Here is a 17,835-nt window from a genome sequence, read left to right on the forward strand (position 1 = left end):
CCATGAACGTACAAGGGACCGCCCATAAATACGGGGACCACGTCGACACCGACGTCATCATCCCCGCCCGCTATCTGAACACCCAGGACCACGGGGAGCTGGCCTCCCACTGCATGGAGGACATCGACAAGGAGTTCGTCCATAAGGTGAAGGCGGGCGACGTGATGGTGGCCGGGGCCAACTTCGGCTGCGGCTCCTCCCGGGAGCACGCCCCCGTGGCGATCAAGGCCAGCGGCATCCGCTGCGTCATCGCCGCGACCTTCGCCCGGATCTTCTACCGCAACGCGATCAACATCGGCCTGGCGATCTTGGAGTGCCCCGCCGCCAGCGCGGGGATCGGGGACGGCGACCAGGTGTCCGTGGACTTCGACACCGGCGTCATCACCAACGTGACGAAAAACGAGACCTATCAGGCGGAGCCCTTCCCGCCGTTCATCAAGGACATGATCGAGAAGGGCGGGCTCATGGCCTCTTTGAAGGCCGGGGAGGCGGGCGTATGAACAAGACGATCGCCGTCATCCGGGGCGACGGCATCGGCCCCGAGATCGTGGAGGAGGCCGTCGGCGTGCTGGACGCCGTGGCCGCCAGGTTCGGACATGCGTTCACCTACCGGGAGGCCCCCATGGGCGGCTGCGCCATCGACGCGTCCGGCGTGCCCCTGCCGGAGGCCAGCCTGGAGACCTGCCTGGCCAGCGACAGCGTGCTGCTGGGCGCGGTGGGCGGCCCCAAGTGGGACGCCCAGCCTCCCGCCAGCCGCCCCGAGAGGGGGCTTTTGAAGCTCCGCTCTGCCATGGGGCTGTACACCAACGTCCGGCCCGCCCGGATGTTCCCGGACCTCTCCTCCGCCTGCCCCCTCCGGGCGGACATCGCGGCCAGGGGCATCGACTTCGTGGTGGTGCGGGAGCTGATCGGCGGCGTGTACTTCGGCGAGCACACCACCACCGAGGCGGACGGCGAGCAGAAGGCGGTGGATATCATGTCCTATACGGAGCATGAGATCCGCCGGGTGGCCCGGGTGGCCTTCGACATGGCCCGCAGGCGCCGGAAGCGGGTGACCTCCATCGACAAGGCCAACGTGCTGGACACCTCCCGCCTGTGGCGCAGGACGGTGGAGGAGGTCGCCAAGGGATACCCGGACGTGGAGCTGCTCCACATGTACGTGGACAACGCCGCCATGCAGATCGTCCGGGACCCCAGCCAGTTTGACGTCATCGTGACGGAGAACCTCTTCGGCGACATCCTCTCCGACGAGGCCAGCCAGATCACCGGCTCCATCGGCATGATCCCCTCCTCCAGCATGGGGGAGGGCACGCGGGGGCTGTACGAGCCCATCCACGGCTCCGCGCCGGACATCGCTGGGCAGGACCGGGCCAACCCCATCGGCACCATCCTGGCGGCGGCGATGATGCTGCGCTACAGCTTCGACATGGCGGAGGAGGCCGACGCGGTCGAGTCCGCCGTGGACCGGACGCTGAAGGCGGGTTTCCGCTGCGGCGACATCTGCGGCGAGGGCGGGAAGCTCTTGGGCTGCCGGGCGATGGGCGCGGAGATCCGCGCCAGGATCTGAGGCCGGGCCCCATGGGGGGCACGGCCCCCGGGCCGAAGGCACGCCGGCCGGGGAGGGGCATCCGCTCGTTCCGGGCCGGTGGTCTCACGCGTGAGGACAGGGGGAGGCCCGCCGGGCCTCCCCCCTTGTCAAGGGCCGCCGCCGCGGGCCGCTCGGCGGGGGCGGGAGCGCGCGGGGCCCCGCCTCACGAAACGCCTGTTACTGAGCAGGAAACGCCGTTGTGCCCCGGAGGGGGGCGGCGTAAGATAGCGGTAGCGAACCGATCCGATATGTAGGAGGGATTCCCTATGGAGACATTGTTCGACGCCCACTGCTGGGCAGAGATCGATCTGGATGCGCTGGCGCACAATTTCCGCCTGATCCGGCAGCGGGCCGGCTCCGCCAAGGTCTGCGCCGTGGTGAAGGCCGACGCCTACGGCCACGGCGACGGCATGGTGGCCCGGACCTTGGCGGAGGAGGGGGCGGCGTGGTTCGCCGTGTCCTCCCTGGCGGAGGCCCTGCACCTGCGCCGCGGCGGCATCCGCCAGCCCGTCTTGATCCTGGGCATGACCCGTCCGGAGTGCGCCCGGGTGCTGGCGGCGGAGCGGATCGTCCAGGCCATATACAGCCCGGAGTACGCCCATGCCCTGTCCCGGGCGGCGGAGGCCGCCGGCGTGACGGTGGAGGGCCATCTGAAGATCGACACCGGCATGGGCCGCATCGGCTTCGGCGTCTGCCGGGACTTCGAGGGCGCCGTCTCCGCCCTGCTGGAGTGCCGGGGCTTGGCGGGGCTTTCCATCACCGGCGCGTTCCAGCACTTCTCCGTGGCCGATTCCCGGACCGAGGAGGACCTCCGCTATACCCGGGGCCAGTACGACCTGTTCCGACGGGCGGTGGAGCGCCTGGAGGCGGCGGGGCCCCTGGAGACTGTCCACTGCTCCAACTCGGCGGGCCTGACGGCCCACCCGGACTGGAGCTGCGGCATGGTCCGGGCGGGGATCGTCCTCTACGGCCAGGACCCCAGCGGCGAGGTGGCCTTCCCGGGGCTCCGGCCCGTCATGTCGCTGAAGACGGTGGTCAGCCAGGTGAAGGAGCTGGCCCCCGGGGACTGCGTGGGCTATGGCCGGACCTACACGGCAGACCATGCCCTGAAAGCGGCCACGATCTGCTGCGGCTATGCCGACGGCTATCCCCGGAGCCTGTCCGGCCTGGGCACGGCCTCCATCCACGGACGTCCCGCCCCGGCGATCGGCCGGGTGAGCATGGACCAGATCACGGTGGACGCCTCCGCGGTCCCGGAGGTCCGCGCCGGGGACGAAGTGACGCTGCTGGGGGCGGCCCCGGCGGACAGCTTCGCCCAGGCGGCGGAGAAGGCGGGGACCATCTCCTACGAGCTCCTCTGCGCCATCGCCCGCCGGGTGCCCCGGGCCTACCGCCGGGGCGGCAGGATCGTGGAGGTCCTGGACTATCTGGAGGCTTGACGGCCCGCGGTTTTCGTGGTATGCTCCCTCCAGTGGAGCTCCGGCGTTCTGGAAAAAGCGCCCCCGGGAAGATCTGTCCTGACCGAGGGGCCGCATACGATATCGACCGATCTGGCGGCAAGGCGGTCCCCGAGCCGTAAGAGGAGAGAGGAGGACACAGAGGCGGCGCCTCTGTGCCTTGCCCTGCTGTGATGCCACAGCCCCTCTGCTGCGAAGGCGGAGGGGCTTTTACTTTCCGAAAAAGGAGGGAAGCTATCATGGAGACCCGTGTGGCGGTCCTGGCGGTCATCGTCCGGGACGCCGGTTCCGTGGCGGCGCTGAACGAGCTTTTGCACCAGTACGAGAGCGCCGTCATCGGCCGGATGGGCATCCCCTGCCGGGAGCGGGGGATCCGGCTCATCAGCGTGGCCCTGGACGCCCCGGCCAACGACATCTCTGCCCTGTCGGGGAAGATCGGGCGGCTGCCCGGCGTGACGGCGAAGACGGTGTACGCACCTGCGGCCCTTCCCTAGGGCCTCGAAGGTGCCGGGGACCGCTCGGAGACAGGGCGGGAGCGCTCCCGCGCGCGGCGGGGCCTCCGCGGCGGCGGAGGATAACGTATATTGGAGGAGACGATGATGAAAATCTGCAAGACCCTGGCCATCCTGCTGGCCTTGACCCTGGCCCTGTCCGCCTGCGGCGCGGTCCGCGGCGGCGGCGACGGCCCCGCGGCCTCCGCCGGCGGCGGATCCGAGGAGGTCCGGGAGCCGCAGGAGGCCCTCCCGGACGACGCGCCGGACGGGCATCCCCCCCTGCGGGTGGGCGCGCTGAAGGGGCCCACGGCCATGGGCCTGGTGATGATGATGGGGGACGGGGATGCGTCCGACGGTCCCTGGGAGTTCGACCTGGCGGGCTCCGCCGACGAGCTGACGCCGAAGCTCATCAAGGGGGACCTGGACATCGCCTGCCTCCCCGCCAACCTGGCGGCGGTCCTCTACAACAAGACCGAGGGCCAGATCGCCGTGCTGGCGGTCAACACCCTGGGCGTCCTCTACATCGTGGAGGACGGCGGGGAGACGATCGGGTCCATGGCGGACCTGGAGGGCCGGACCATCGCTGCCGCCGGGAAGGGCTCCACTCCGGAGCATGGCCTCCGCTACCTCCTGGAGCAGAACGGCCTGGACCCGGACGAGGACGTGACCATCGACTGGAAGTCCGAGCACGCCGAGTGCGTCGCCGCCCTGGCGGCGGGGACGGCGGACATCGCCCTGCTGCCCCAGCCCTTCGTCACCGTGGCCCAGGCGAAGCTGGGAGGGCTCCGGGTGGCCCTGGACCTGACGGCGGAGTGGGACGCCCTGGACAACGGTTCCGCCATGATCACCGGCGTGGCCGTGGCCCGGCGGGACCTTGTAGAGCAGCAGCCGGAGCTGGTGGACCGCTTCCTGGAGGAGTACGCCGCCTCGGTGGACCGGGTGAACGCCGATCCCGCGGCGGCGGCGGAGCGGATCGCGGAGCACGGCATCCTGGAAAGCGCCGCCGTCGCGGAGGCGGCCCTGCCCCACTGCAACATCGTCTGCCTCACCGGGCAGGAGATGTATGAGAAGCTCTCCGGCTACCTCCAGATCCTGGCGGAGGCGGCGCCGGAGTCGGTGGGCGGGGCGCTGCCCAGGGACGATCTCTACTATGGTGTCTAGGCCCAAGCTCTGGGCGGTCCTTTCCTGGCTGGCCGTCTGGCAGGGGGGGAGCATGGCCCTGCGGGCGGCTTACCGCCACGGCTCGCTGCTGCTGGCCTCCCCGGCGGGGGTGGTCCGGCGGCTGGCGGAGCTGCTGCCGGACCCCGCGTTCTGGCGGGCGGCGGGGAACTCCTCCGCCCGCATCTTTGGCGGCTTCCTGCTCTCGTGCGCCTTGGCCGTGTCCCTGGCGGCGCTGGCGGCGGGGAGCCGGTGGCTGCGGGAGCTGCTGGCCCCGCTGGTGGCGGTGGTGAAGGCGGTGCCGGTGGCGTCCTTCATCATCCTGGCCCTGGTCTGGCTGGGGCCCGAGAGCCTGCCGCTGTTCATCTCGGCCCTGATGGTCTTCCCGCCGGTGTACCTCAGCGTACTGGAGGGCATCCGCCAGGCGGACCCCGCCCTCCTGGAGCTGGCCCAGGTCTACCGGGTGCCCTTCCGGCGGCGGCTGTGGGGGATCTGGATCCCCCAGGTCCTGCCCTATTTCCGCGCCGCGTCGTCCCTGGCCCTGGGCCTATGCTGGAAGGCGGGCGTGGCGGCGGAGGTCATCGGCCTCCCCTCCGGGACCATCGGCGAGCGGCTCTATACCGCCAAGATCTACCTCCAGACGCCGGACCTCTTCGCCTGGACCGTCGTGGTCCTGTCCCTGTCGGCGGTCTTCGAGCGGCTGTTCCTGGGGGCGGTGGACGCTTTGGCGGGGGAGGCGGGGCGCTGATGGAGATCCGAGTGGAAGACCTGTGCAAGTCTTACGGCGGCAGGCCGGTGCTGCGGGGCGTGAGCGCCGTCTTCCCGGCGGGCATCACCTGCATCGCCGCTCCCTCCGGCACCGGGAAGACCACGCTGCTGCGCCTCCTCCTGGGGCTGGAGCGCCCCGACAGCGGGATCATCGCCGGCGCGGGGGCCCGCTGGGCCGCCGTCTTCCAGGAGGACCGCCTCCTGGAGCACCTGCCCGCCGCGGCGAACCTCCGCTTCGCCCTGGGAGACTCCCCCCGGGAGACCGCCGCCGGGATGCTGGCGCGGCTGGGCCTCTCGCTGGAAGATTCCCGCCCGGTCCGGGAGTGGTCCGGGGGGATGAAGCGCCGATTGGCCCTGGCCCGGGCCCTGCTGGCCCCGTCCGACGCCCTGGCCCTGGACGAGCCCTTCACCGGCCTGGGCGCGGAGGACCGGGCCCGGTGCCTGGCGCCGATCCGGGAGGCGGCGGGAGGGAAGCCGGTGCTGCTGGCCACCCACGACCTGGCGGGCCTGGAGGACGCGCCGGTGCTGGAGCTCCGCCCCTGAGGGGCGGAGCGTTCCCCGTCCTCCTCGATTTGTTGGGAAACCCTATTGAAAAATGGGATGCTTTGCCGTAGAATAGGGGGACAGACCGCCGCCTGCGGAGAAGGAGGGGACCGCCATGCGCGTCATCACGGGCACCGCCAGGGGACGCCGCCTGCTGGAGCTGGAGGGGATGGAGACCCGCCCCACCACCGACCGGGTGAAGGAGGGCGTGTTCAGCGCCCTGCAGTTCGACATCGAGGGCCGCCATGTCCTGGACCTCTTCGCGGGGACCGGGCAGATGGGCATCGAGTGCCTGAGCCGGGGGGCCGCCTCCGCCGTCTTCGTGGACCGGAGGGAGGACGCCTCCCGGCTGGTGGAGGAGAACCTGGCGCTGACGGGCCTGGCGGACCGGGCCAGGGTCGTCCATGGGGACGCCCTGGAGTTCCTGGCGGGGACGAGGGAGCGGTACGACCTGGTGTTCCTGGACCCGCCCTATGCCTCCGGCCTCCAGGAGCGGGCGCTGGAGCGGCTCACCGCGCCAGGGTTTGACATTCTCGCGCCTTATGGTATAATCGTAGCGGAACATCCGGCGGAGCGCCGCCTGGACGTGCCGCCATCCTGCCGCCTCCTGCGGACCTATCGGTACGGCAAGATCGCCGTGACCCTTTTCCGCCGGGAGGAGGCCGACGAACGATGAGGGGACCAGCCCATGAGAACAGCTATCTGCTCCGGCAGTTTCGACCCCATCACCCTGGGCCATCTGGACGTGATCCGGCGGGCCGCCGGCTGCTTCGACCAGATCTGGGTCTGCGTCAGCCCCAACGCCGAGAAGCGGGACCAGATGTTCACCCCGGAGCAGAAGCTCCGCATGGTCCGCGCCGCCGTGGGGGACCTGCCCAATGTGGAGGCGGAGCTCTGGCCCGGCCTGCTGGCGGATTATGCCAGGGCCCACGGGGCCTGCGCCATCGTCCGGGGCGTCCGGGGCGTGACGGACTTCGACAACGAGTACCAAATGGCCCTGATCAACCGGGGGCTGTGCCCGGGCCTGGAGACGATGCTCCTGCCCGCCAGCGCCCCGTACCAGCACTTCAGCTCCTCTATGGCCCGGGAGATGATCCGGTACCGCCAGCCGCTGGAGGGATATCTGCCCGCGTCCATCATCCCGCTGGTGAGGGGACTGACCGAAAAGAGGGAGGACAACATACATGGCCAATGATGTCAACCGCCTGATCGACATGATCTACGAGCGGATCGAGGATGCCAAGGCCCCTGCCCTGAAGCCCAGCATGAGCATCGTGGACCGGGACGAGCTGCTGGACCTGCTGGACGAGCTCCGGGCCCAGCTGCCGGCGGAGATCAAGCGCGCCCAGGAGCTGCTGTCCGCCCGGGAGAAGTTCGTGGAGGACGCCAAGCGGGACGTGGAGCGCATGATGCGCCAAGCCGAGCTGGAGGCCAAGACCAAGATCTCGGAGAGCGAGGTCATGTATGCCGCCCGGGAGAAGGCCCGGCAGATCGTCACCCGCGCCGAGGAGCGCTCCCGCCAGCTCTATCAGGTGGCCAACAGCTATGCCGAGGACGCCCTGGCCCGGACGGAGGAGGCGGTCCAGGCCGCCCTGGACGAGGTGAAGCAGTCCCGCGTCCGCTTCCGCACCACTTCCGCCGCCAAGATGCAGGAGCAGAAGCAGAAGCTGGAGCAGAAAAACGGCGGGGAGGACGCCTGAGTTACATAGAGCCGGAAAAAAGTTTGTGCAGATCGCCGGATCTCCTGGTGAAAAAGAGGGGGCCGGCGCAAGATGTGGAAGGAAAACCGAAAAAGAGCGCCCGCTGTCGCAAGATGTTGCGACAGCGGGCGCTCCCTTTTCCCCGAAAATGGGGGCAGGAAAAATAGAACAGCCGTTTTAGCTTCGAGGAATCGGTCGAAAATGGGAGGATTTTCGAGAAAAGCCCCTGTTTCCCGTCGAAAAAAAATCCTTGCTTTTCCAGTTGGATCTCCGTATACTAAAGAGCACAGGTGGGGAGAAGTGGGTGATCGAGGCAGTTAAGTGGAGAGATGACCCACTCTATCCCAAAAAAGGGGGAAAGGGGGCGGCTCCATGGCGAGGCTTTTGGGCAAATCCAATAACAGCATCGACGCCAAGGGCCGTCTGGTGATCCCCTCCGCCATGCGGGAGGCGCTGGGCGAGACCTTTTTCATCACCATCGGCGCCGAGCACTGCCTGACCATCTACCCCCAGGCCAAGTGGGAGCAGATGTCCGACGAGATGGACGAGCTGCCCTACACGGAGGCCAGGGCCTTGACGCTGCTCTACGCCAACGCCGTCCAGTGCGGACCGGACGGCCAGGGCCGGGTCCTGATCCCCGCCGCGCTGCGCAAGTACGCGGGATTGAAGAAGACCTGCACCATCGTGGGGCTGAACACCTTCGCCGAGATCTGGGACGAGGAGACCTGGACGGAGCGGGAGCGGAAGATGCTGGAAGAGGAAGACATGGCCGCGGCCATGGACGCCCTTGCCAGGGCCCGAAAGAGCCGGGGGTGAGGGCCGATGGGATACACACACAGGCCCGTTTTGCTGGACGAGTGCATCGAGGCGCTGGCGGTCCGGCCCGACGGGAGATACGTAGACGGCACCCTGGGCCGGGCAGGGCACGCGCGGGAGATCGCCCGGCGGCTGACCACGGGCCGGCTCGTCTGCATCGACCGGGACCTGGCCGCCATCGAGGCGGCCCAGGAGCGGCTGGCCCCCTGGATGGACCGGGTGCGGCTGGTCCACGGCAACTTCGCCGATCTGGCGGATATCCTGGCGGACGTGGACGGCGTGGACGGGATGCTGTTCGACTTAGGCGTCTCGTCGCCCCAGCTGGACGATCCGGGACGCGGCTTTTCCTATATGCACGACGCTCCGCTGGACATGCGGATGGACCGCACCTCCCCCCTGACGGCGCGGGAGGTGGTCAACGCATGGAGCCTCCAGGAGCTTCGGCGCGTTTTATTTGACTTTGGGGAAGAACGGTATGCCCCCGCCATCGCCCGGGCCATCGTCCGGGCCCGGGAGGACAGGCCCATCGAGACCACCCTGGAGCTGGTGGACGTCATCAAGTCCGCCATGCCGCCGGCGGCGCTGCGGGAGAAGCAGCACCCCGCCAAGCGGAGCTTCCAGGCCATCCGCATCGCGGTCAACGGCGAGCTGGACGCCATCCCCCCCATGCTGCGGGCGGCGGTGGACAAGCTCCGCCCCGGCGGGCGGCTGGCGGTGATCTCCTTCCACTCCCTGGAGGACCGCATCGTGAAGCGGACCCTGCGGGAGCTGGCCCAGGGCTGCACCTGTCCGCCGTCGTTCCCGGTCTGCGTCTGCGGGAAGAAGCCGCTGGTGCGTCTGGGGAAGCCCTTTACACCGACTGCGGCGGAAGTGGAGGAGAACCCGCGGGCCCGGAGCGCCCGGCTCCGCACGGCAGCGCGGCTGGACACGTTCGATATCTGAGCACGAGGAGCGGCGCGCCGGGCCGCCGCGGGGCAGGCCGGGACGCCTGCCGGTCCGCGGGGCGCGGGCAGGCTCTTTCGTCCCTTTTTTGAAAAGGCCCCGGGAGGATCTCGAGAGGAGGCGGCTACATGGCGGCAGCGGCACGGGACATGCGGTATCGCGGGAGGCAGACGGTGGACGGCAGTCTGGCTTACGACCTGGACTATGCGGTCCGGGAGCGGGAGCTCCGCCATGCGGGGGAGGCCCCCAAGGCACGGGGGAAGGCCAAGCCGAAGGTCCACGCCGCGCCCCACGTCCTGGTCCGGGAACGGCAGTCCATCTCCTTTTTGACCGTGCTGAGCGTGGCGGCGATCATGGGGCTGGCCCTGATGGTGCTGATGAACTACGTCCAGCTGACCCTCCTCTCCGCCGAGACCGTGAAGCTGCAAAGCCAGCTGACGGAGCTGGAGACGGAGCACGTGGACCTCACCGCCCAGTATCAGCGGATGTTCGACATGGCCTCGGTGAAGGAGGCCGCGGAGGCCGCCGGCATGTCCAAGCCCAGCAGTTCCCAGATGGGCCACCTGGACCTCTCCGCCGGGGATTCCGCCGTGGCCTACCGCCAGGAGGAGCCGGGGCTGCTGCGCCGCATCCTCTCGTCGCTCCATGGCGGCGTATACGCAGTGGTGGAATATTTCGACTGAGCACAGCTTATAATTCACTGACATGATCCTTCGGCCCTGACACGTCTCAGCGGGGAGCGGGAAGACAGGTCTTCTTGCTCCCCCGTCCCATACTCCCGGCGCATCCGGACCGTCCCCGATCAGGAGGAAACAGCATGACGAACCGTCCCCTGAAGACCCCCGCCCTCCATAGGAAGAGCGAAGCCGCCCGCCGGGCCAATCAGATCATCCGCGGCCGGACGCTGCTGATGATGCTGGTCCTGGGGATCGGCACCTTTTTGCTGCTGTTCTGGAAGCTCTACGACCTCCAGATCAACCGGTACGACGAGATGCAGGCCCGGGCGGTGCACCAGCAGACCCGGGAGGTCTCCGTCAACGCGTCCCGGGGGACGATCTACGACAAGAACCACAACATCCTGGCCAGCTCCACCACGGCGGAGAAGGTGATCATCGACCCCCTGCGGATCGGGCTGTACGTCCAAAACCAGATCAAGACGCAGGACGAGGCCGCGGCCAAGGCCCTGGAGAAGGGGCAGACCTATACCCGCCAGCCCATCCGGGACCAGAGCTGGATCGCCCGGGGCCTCAGCCGCATCCTGGACATGGACCAGGAGCGCATCGAGGAGCGGATGTCCCACACCACCTGGGAGTACGTGGTCCTGCGGCAGAAGGTGGAGAAGGAGACGGCCGACGAGGTCCGGAAGTTCATCAACGGCCAGATCGACGAGGAGGGGAACGAGATCCCGGAGGGGGAACAGCGCACCCTCACCGGCGTGTACCTGGAGCCGGACCCCAAGCGGTACTACCCCTACAACGCCATGGCGGCCAACGTGCTGGGCTTCGTCAACTCGGAGGACCAGGGCAGCGTGGGCCTGGAGTCCAAGTATGACGGGGACCTCTCCGGCGAGTCCGGCATGACCGTCTCCGCCAAGATCAACCGGATCAACGAGCCGCTGCTGTTCCAATACGAGCAGTACTTCGACGCGGAGGACGGCAGCGACCTGCTGCTGACCCTGGACATCAACGTCCAGATCGCCCTGGAGAAGGGCATCGAGTCCATGCTCAGCAAGTTCGACGCGGCCAAGGGCGGCACGGGCATCGTCATGGACGTGGATTCCGGGGCCATCCTGGGCATGGCGTCCTACCCCAATTACGATTCCAACCAGCCCGGCGTCCTCTACGACGAGAAGCTGAAGGCCAAGCTGGATCAGCAGCTGGCGGATATCGAGAAGGACCGGGACCGGTACGAGGCCCAGGACGCCGCGGCGCGGGCCGAGCGGCAGGAGCTGGCCCGCCAGACGGGAGAGGAAGTGCCTGAGGAGGAACCGGTGAGCTCCTACGAAAAAGCGGTGACCAAGACCAAGAACGACACCCTCCAGAGCCAGTGGCGGAACAAGTGCATCGACTCCACCTACGAGCCCGGCTCCACCTTCAAGCCCATCACCCTGGCGGCGGCGCTGGAGGAGGGCGTCATCAACATGAACTCCACCTTCGAGTGCTCCGGCTCCGTCATGGTCAAGGGCTGGGATAAGCCCTTCAACTGCTCCCGCAGCACCGGCCACGGACACCAGATCCTGAAGGAGGCGGTGGGCAACTCCTGCAACCCGGCCTTCATCAAGATCGGGCAGGCCGTCGGCACCAGCACCTATTACCAGTACCTCAAGTCCTTCGGCCTGATGGAGGAGACGGGCGTGGACATGATCGGCGAGGTGCCGGGCATCTTCACCGATGAGAAGAGCTTCAACACGAACCTGGTCTCCCTGGCGTCCTACTCCTTCGGCCAGACCTTCAACGTCACCCCCCTGGCCCTGATCCGGGCCCAGGCGGCCTGCATCAACGGCGGCTACCTCTACGAGCCCTACGTCGTCGAGCAGGTCCTGGACGGCGACGGCAGCATCCTCCACCAGCACGAGACCCGGTGCATCCGGCAGGTCATCAGCGAGGAGACCTCCGCCAAGGTCCGGGAGTGCCTGGAGTACGTGGTGGCGGAGGGCACCGGGCGGAACGGCCAGGTGGCGGGCTACCGCATCGGCGGGAAGACCGGCACCGCCGACAAGACCGGCACCAAGACCGCCGACAACCCCAAGGGCGACATCGTGGTGTCCTTCATGTGCTTCGCCCCGGCGGACGACCCGCAGTATATCATGCTCATCACCATGGACACCCCCAGCCGCACCACGGGGACCTTCCCCTCCGGCGGCAACATGGTGGCCCCCACGGCCAGCCAGATCATGAGCGAGATCCTGCCCGTCCTGGGCGTGGAGCCGGACTACACCGCCGCGCAGCTGGAGGGCGCCGACGCCGCCGTGCCCAACGTGGTGGGCCAGGACTTCGACGCCGCCAAGGCGCGGATGGAGAACGCGGGCTTCACCTTCCGCACCGTCGGCAGCGGCGCGGAGGTCACGGCCCAGACCCCCGAGGGCGGCGCGATCGTGCCCAACAACGCCTCCATCATCCTGTACCTGGGCGAGGAGAAGAGCACCGAGCAGAAGGCCGTGCCCAACGTGGTGGGCATGACCGCCTCGGAGGCGAACCAGGCCCTGACCAACGCGGGCCTCATCATGCGGGTGGCAGGCACCACCAGCACGGGCTCCGGCAACGTCCGGGCCATCTCCCAGGACCGGGCGGAGGGCACGGAGCTGGCCCCCGGCAGTGTGGTGACGGTCCGCTTCGGCGACAGCTCGGTACGGGATTGAGAGCAGGTTTTGCCTGGTTTTCGGCAGGATACACCGTATACATTGCGTTATATTTGGGCTATCCTGATCCAGGACGTTGTGAACGAACGATGGAGGTCTCACGGATATGAAGTTGAAAGAGCTGCTGACGGGCCTCGAGCTCCTTTCCGCCACGGCGGATCCGGAGACGGAGATCGCCGGCGTCAGCTATGATTCCCGGAAGGCGGGGCCCGGCGGCCTCTTCGTGGCCATGAAGGGCTTCGCCGCGGACGGGCACGCCTTCATCCCCCAGGCCATGGCGGCCGGGGCGGCGGCCGTGCTGTGCCAGACGCCGCCGGGAGACGGGATACCGTATGTGCAGGTGGCGGACCCCCGCCGGGCCCTGGCGGTGGTGGGAGCCAACTTCTTCGGCCATCCGTCCAGGGACATGACCATGGTGGGGATCACTGGCACCAACGGGAAGACCACCACCACCTATCTGCTCAAGGCCGTTTTGGAGGCCCGGGGCGAAAAGGTGGGATTGATCGGCACGAACCAGAATATGATCGGGCAGGAGGTCCTGCCCACGGAGCGGACCACCCCCGAGTCCTTCGAGCTCCAGAGGCTCTTCGCCCGGATGCGGGACGCGGGCTGCGGCTTCGTGGTGATGGAGGTCTCCTCCCACGCCCTGGCCCTGGACCGGGTCTACGGCGTCCATTACGACGTGGGCGTCTTCACGAACCTGACCCAGGACCACCTGGATTTCCACGAGACCATGGAGGCGTACTGCGACGCGAAAGCTCTCCTGTTCCGGGACTGCGGCACCGGCGTGGTGAACGCCGCCGACCCCTGGACCCCCCGGCTGCTGGAACACGCGGGATGTAAGGTGCTTTCCTTTTCCAGCGCTGGCACGGCGGACCTGGAGGCCGTGGACGCCGTCCTGGCGGCGGACCACGTGGCCTTCACGGCGGTCCATGGGGCCCGGCGGGTCCCGGTCCGGGTGAACATCCCCGGGCATTTCATGATCGACAACGCCCTGGACACGATGGGGGCGGCCCTGGCCCTGGGGATCCCTCTGGAGGAGAGCGCCGCCGTGCTGGCCAAGGTGCCCCATGTGAAGGGCCGGGTGGAGGTCGTGCCCACGCCGGGGAAGGACTACACCATCCTCATCGATTACGCCCACAGCCCCGACAGCCTGGAGAACGTCCTGACCACGGTGAAGGGCTTCGCCAAGGGGCGGACCGTCGCCCTCTTCGGCTGCGGCGGGGACCGGGATAAGGCCAAGCGGCCCAGGATGGGCCGGATCGCCGCGGACACGGCGGACTTCGTGGTGGTCACCACCGACAACCCCAGGACGGAGCGCCCGGCGGACATCATCGCCGACATCCTGCCGGGGCTGGCGGGGCGCACGACCCCCTATGAGGTCATCGAGGACCGGGTGGAGGCCATCCGCTGGGCGATGGACCACGCCGGGGCGGGGGACGTGATCGTCCTCTGCGGCAAGGGCCACGAGACCTACCAGGAGGTGGGCCATGAGAAGCGCCATATGGACGAACGGGAGATCGTGGCGGAGCATTTGAAGACGAAGTGAAACGGCCCGCCGGAGGGAGAAGCGGCGGGGGAGAGGGAGAGACATGATCGCTACACTGCTGCTGGCCATGGGCGTCAGCTTCCTGCTGACCCTGGTCCTGGGAAGATTCGTCATCGCGGAGCTGCGCAAGCTCCACGCCGGGCAGGAGATCCGGAAGGAGGGCCCCTCCTGGCACGCCGGGAAGGCGGGCACGCCCACCATGGGCGGCATCATGTTCATCATCGGCTCCGGGGTCACGGCCTTCGTCCTGGGCTGGGAGGATATGCTGCGGGGGGAGTTCGCCCACCTCTATGTCTACCTCTTCGCCCTGATCTTCGGCCTCATCGGCTTCGTGGACGACTACCGCAAGGTCCGCCAGCACCAGAACGAGGGCCTGACGGCCAAGCAGAAGTTCATCCTGCAGCTGGCGGCGGCGGTGGTGTTCCTCACCCTGATGCGCTATGAGGGACTGCTGACCAATGCGCTGTACGTCCCCTTCCTGAACGTCACGGTGGAGGTCGACTGGATCTTGTACCTGATCTTCGCGGCGTTCGTCATCGTGGGCTGCGTCAACGCGGTGAACCTCACCGACGGCATCGACGGCCAGTCCTCCAGCGTCACCTTCGTGGTGATGATCTTCTTCACCGCGGCGGCGGCCCTGTGGGAGCAGATGCCTCTGGCCCTGTTCCCCGCGGCCCTGGCCGGGGGCCTGGCGGCCTTCTTCTGCTACAACCACCATCCGGCCAAGGTCTTCATGGGCGACACCGGCAGCCTCTTCATGGGCGGCGCGGTGGCGGCCCTGGCCTTCGCCATGGATATGCCCCTGATCTTGATCCTGGTGGGCATCATCTACATCCTGGAGACGCTGTCGGACATCATCCAGGTGACCTACTTCAAGGCCACCCACGGCAAGCGCTTTTTCAAGATGGCGCCCCTGCACCACCATCTGGAGCTCTCCGGGTGGAGCGAGGCGAAGCTGGTGACGGTGTTCTCCGGCGTGACGATCGTTTGCTGCATCCTGGCCTGGTTCGGCATCCAGGGCAGGTATTGACCGGCGGAGGAGGCTCCGCCGCCGCAGGGGCCCGGCCGTGACGCCGGGCCCGGGCGGACGTTGTTCGGCCCCTTCGCCCGCAGGGCGTGGGGCAGCTCGAAGCGGCGGAGCCGCGGAGAGCGCCGGGATCATTCGAGGGGAGGAGGGATCGCATGGCAGCACGGGGCAGTTCCGCGGCCCGCCGGGAGCCGCAGCGCCGGCCGGAGCCCCAGCGGCGTCCGCCTCAGCAGCGCCGCAGGCCGGTCTCCCAGGCGCAGGCCCGGCGTCCGGCGGCGCCCAAGCCCCGGCAGAGCGTGGTCATCCCCTTCCCCGCGCCGGCGCGCCAGCCGCTGAAGCGGCCCCGCCGCCGCCCCCTGAGCCGGGAGGAGGCCCAGCGCCGCCAGGAGCACCGCCTCCGCCAGCAGGCGCTGGAGGAGGAGGGCAAGGAGCTGGCCAGGGGCCCCATCGATCTGCCCTTCTGCCTGCTGGTCCTCCTGCTGATGTCCATCGGGCTGGTGATGCTGCTGTCCGCCAGCTTCCCCTCCGCCTATTACGGTACCAAGAACAACGACCCCACCTATTACTTCGTCCGCCAGGGCGTCTTCGCCGTCATGGGCGTGGCGGCCATGCTCTTCATCGGCAAGATCAACTACCGGCGCTTCCGCGGTGTGGCGAAGTCGCTGCTGTACGTGGCCATCTTCCTGCTGGTCCTGGTCATCATCCCCCACAACCCCATCGCCGTCACCGTCAAGGGCGCGACCCGCTGGCTGGGCGTGGGCGACCTGTTCAACTTCCAGCCCTCGGAGATCGCCAAGATGGCCATCATCATCTACTTCTCCGACAGCATCTCGAAAAAGAAGGACCTGATGCGCTCCTTCCGCTACGGCATCCTGCCCTATGCCACGGTGCTGGTCGTCACGGCGGGCCTGGTGGCCGTCGAGCCCCACCTGTCCGGCGCCATCCTGATCCTGGGCGCGGGCGCGGCGCTGATGCTGGTGGGCGGCATCAACTGGGCCTGGGTCTTCGGCGCGCTGGGCGGCGCGGGCGCGATGCTGTACTTCGCGCTGTTCGTGGTCGGCTACAACACCTCCCGCATCCAGTTCTGGCTGGACCCCTGGGCGGACGCCCAGAACAAGGGCTACCAGCTCTCTCAGAGCCTGATCACCATCGGCTCCGGCGGCCTTTTGGGCGTGGGCCTGGGGAAGAGCCGGCAGAAGTTCCTGTTCCTCCCGGAGGAGCACAACGATTTCATCTTCGCCATCATCTGCGAGGAGCTGGGGCTCATCGGGGCCAGCATCATCATGCTGCTCTTCGCGGCGCTGATCCTGCGGGGGTACTGGATCGCCCTCCATGCCCGGGACCGGTTCGGGAGCCTGCTGGTCATCGGCGTCACGACGCTGATCGCCATGCAGACCTTCCTGAACATCGGCGTGGTGACGGGCCTCCTGCCCACCACCGGCATCTCCCTCCCGTTTTTCAGCTACGGCGGCACGGCCCTCTCCATCCAGCTGGCGGAGATGGGCGTGGTCCTGTCGGTATCGAGACAGATGCGCCCGACGAGGGCGGGGTAGAGGAGAGGTCCATCATGAGTGAGCCATTACATCGCGTCATCTTCACCTGCGGCGGCACGGCGGGCCATGTCAACCCCGCCATCGCCCTGGCCCAGCTGACCCTGGAGAAAGATCCCCAGGCGCAGATCCTGTTCGTCGGCGCGGAGCGCGGCCTGGAGAAGGACCTGGTGCCCAAGGCGGGCTACGCGTTCAAGACCGTCCACATCTCCAGCTTCCACCGCTCCTTCCGGCCCGCCGAGCTCAGGCACAACCTGATCTCCGTGGGCAACCTCCTCCGGGCCCCCGGCGAGGCCAGGGCCATCCTCCGTTCCTTCCGGCCCGACGCGGTGGTGGGCACCGGCGGCTATGCCAGCTATCCCCTGGTCAAGGCCGCCGCCAGGATGAAGATCCCCACGGCGGTCCATGAGTCCAACGCGGTCCCCGGCCTGACCACGCAGATGCTGGAGACTTACGCCGACCGGATCATGGTGGGCTTCGAGTCCTGCCGGAAGCACTACCGCCGCCCCGAAAAAGTGGTGGTCACCGGCACGCCGGTGCGGGGCGATTTCTTCTCGATGACGAAGGCCAAGGCCAAGGAGGCCCTGGGCGTGGACGACGGCAGGCCGCTGATCGTCTCCTTCTGGGGATCTTTGGGCGCCGCGGGCATGGACCGCCAGATGGCGGATTTCCTGGCCCTGGAGGCGGCGAAGCAGCCCTTCCACCACATCCACGGCGCCGGGAAGCAGGGCTATCCGCGGGTACTGGAGCTCCTGCGGGACAAGGGCGTGGACCTGGGGTCCTGCCCGGCCCTGCAGCTGCGGGAGTACATCTACGACATGGCCGTGGTGATGCGGGCGGCGGATCTGGTGATCTGCCGGGCCGGGGCCTCCACCATCAGCGAGC

At 68.3% G+C, this 17,835-nt stretch carries 17 protein-coding genes and 1 pseudogene; all 18 read left to right on the top strand.

All coding sequences use genetic code 11. The features are described 5' to 3' along the window. Positions 1-2 precede the first annotated feature (2 nt). Complete coding sequence (gene leuD, locus QZ332_RS08200; RefSeq protein WP_295764347.1) at positions 3-500, top strand: 3-isopropylmalate dehydratase small subunit; 498 nt, start codon at positions 3-5, stop codon at positions 498-500. Further along, positions 497-1,567 carry a 3-isopropylmalate dehydrogenase gene (gene leuB / locus QZ332_RS08205; RefSeq protein ID WP_295764348.1) on the top strand — a complete coding sequence of 357 codons (1,071 nt, stop codon included), beginning with the start codon at positions 497-499 and terminating at the stop codon, positions 1,565-1,567. Before leuD ends, leuB begins: the two co-directional genes overlap by 4 nt. Positions 1,568-1,854: 287 nt before the next feature. Then, positions 1,855-3,027, top strand: a complete 1,173-nt coding sequence (gene alr / locus QZ332_RS08210) for an alanine racemase (RefSeq protein WP_295764349.1) — start codon at positions 1,855-1,857, stop codon at positions 3,025-3,027. 257 nt (positions 3,028-3,284) lie between these two features. Continuing rightward, positions 3,285-3,539 (top strand): TM1266 family iron-only hydrogenase system putative regulator, encoded by a 255-nt coding sequence (locus QZ332_RS08215; RefSeq protein WP_295764350.1) that lies wholly within the window; start codon positions 3,285-3,287, stop codon positions 3,537-3,539. 105 nt (positions 3,540-3,644) lie between these two features. Further along, on the top strand, positions 3,645-4,700 hold the full coding sequence (locus QZ332_RS08220) for an ABC transporter substrate-binding protein (RefSeq protein WP_295764351.1): 1,056 nt from the start codon (positions 3,645-3,647) through the stop codon (positions 4,698-4,700). Next, a complete protein-coding gene (locus QZ332_RS08225; protein WP_295764352.1) occupies positions 4,690-5,445 on the top strand; it encodes an ABC transporter permease in 756 nt (251 codons plus the stop codon). The genes QZ332_RS08220 and QZ332_RS08225 overlap by 11 nt, the downstream gene beginning before the upstream one ends. Then, positions 5,445-6,008: an ATP-binding cassette domain-containing protein gene (locus tag QZ332_RS08230; RefSeq protein WP_295764353.1), complete on the top strand. Its 564-nt coding sequence runs from the start codon at positions 5,445-5,447 to the stop codon at positions 6,006-6,008. Before QZ332_RS08225 ends, QZ332_RS08230 begins: the two co-directional genes overlap by 1 nt. Positions 6,009-6,117: 109 nt before the next feature. Continuing rightward, a pseudogene (rsmD, locus tag QZ332_RS08235) lies at positions 6,118-6,684 on the top strand (16S rRNA (guanine(966)-N(2))-methyltransferase RsmD); the annotation flags it as partial. Positions 6,685-6,696: 12 nt separating this feature from the next. After that, positions 6,697-7,203 (top strand): pantetheine-phosphate adenylyltransferase, encoded by a 507-nt coding sequence (gene coaD, locus QZ332_RS08240; RefSeq protein WP_295764354.1) that lies wholly within the window; start codon positions 6,697-6,699, stop codon positions 7,201-7,203. Beyond that, the gene (locus QZ332_RS08245; protein WP_295764355.1) at positions 7,193-7,708 is read left to right on the top strand and encodes a hypothetical protein; all 516 of its coding nucleotides are present in this window, start codon (positions 7,193-7,195) and stop codon (positions 7,706-7,708) included. The genes coaD and QZ332_RS08245 overlap by 11 nt, the downstream gene beginning before the upstream one ends. A gap of 372 nt (positions 7,709-8,080) precedes the next feature. Next, the gene (gene mraZ, locus QZ332_RS08250) at positions 8,081-8,524 is read left to right on the top strand and encodes a division/cell wall cluster transcriptional repressor MraZ (protein WP_295764356.1); all 444 of its coding nucleotides are present in this window, start codon (positions 8,081-8,083) and stop codon (positions 8,522-8,524) included. Between the two features lie 6 nt (positions 8,525-8,530). Further along, positions 8,531-9,466 (top strand): 16S rRNA (cytosine(1402)-N(4))-methyltransferase RsmH, encoded by a 936-nt coding sequence (rsmH, locus tag QZ332_RS08255; RefSeq protein ID WP_295764357.1) that lies wholly within the window; start codon positions 8,531-8,533, stop codon positions 9,464-9,466. 128 nt (positions 9,467-9,594) lie between these two features. Continuing rightward, positions 9,595-10,149, top strand: a complete 555-nt coding sequence (locus tag QZ332_RS08260) for a hypothetical protein (protein WP_295764358.1) — start codon at positions 9,595-9,597, stop codon at positions 10,147-10,149. A 134-nt stretch (positions 10,150-10,283) separates the two neighbouring features. Further along, on the top strand, positions 10,284-12,824 hold the full coding sequence (locus tag QZ332_RS08265) for a penicillin-binding transpeptidase domain-containing protein (protein ID WP_295764359.1): 2,541 nt from the start codon (positions 10,284-10,286) through the stop codon (positions 12,822-12,824). 106 nt (positions 12,825-12,930) lie between these two features. Then, on the top strand, positions 12,931-14,373 hold the full coding sequence (locus tag QZ332_RS08270; protein WP_295764360.1) for a UDP-N-acetylmuramoyl-L-alanyl-D-glutamate--2,6-diaminopimelate ligase: 1,443 nt from the start codon (positions 12,931-12,933) through the stop codon (positions 14,371-14,373). Positions 14,374-14,416: 43 nt separating this feature from the next. Beyond that, positions 14,417-15,403: a phospho-N-acetylmuramoyl-pentapeptide-transferase gene (gene mraY / locus QZ332_RS08275; RefSeq protein WP_295764361.1), complete on the top strand. Its 987-nt coding sequence runs from the start codon at positions 14,417-14,419 to the stop codon at positions 15,401-15,403. 152 nt (positions 15,404-15,555) lie between these two features. After that, complete coding sequence (ftsW, locus tag QZ332_RS08280; RefSeq protein WP_295764362.1) at positions 15,556-16,953, top strand: putative lipid II flippase FtsW; 1,398 nt, start codon at positions 15,556-15,558, stop codon at positions 16,951-16,953. 14 nt (positions 16,954-16,967) lie between these two features. Continuing rightward, a partial coding sequence (locus QZ332_RS08285; protein WP_295764363.1) for a UDP-N-acetylglucosamine--N-acetylmuramyl-(pentapeptide) pyrophosphoryl-undecaprenol N-acetylglucosamine transferase occupies positions 16,968-17,835 on the top strand: 868 nt, incomplete at its 3' end.

This window comes from uncultured Oscillibacter sp. (assembly GCF_910584465.1).
Taxonomy (GTDB): domain Bacteria; phylum Bacillota; class Clostridia; order Oscillospirales; family Oscillospiraceae; genus Oscillibacter.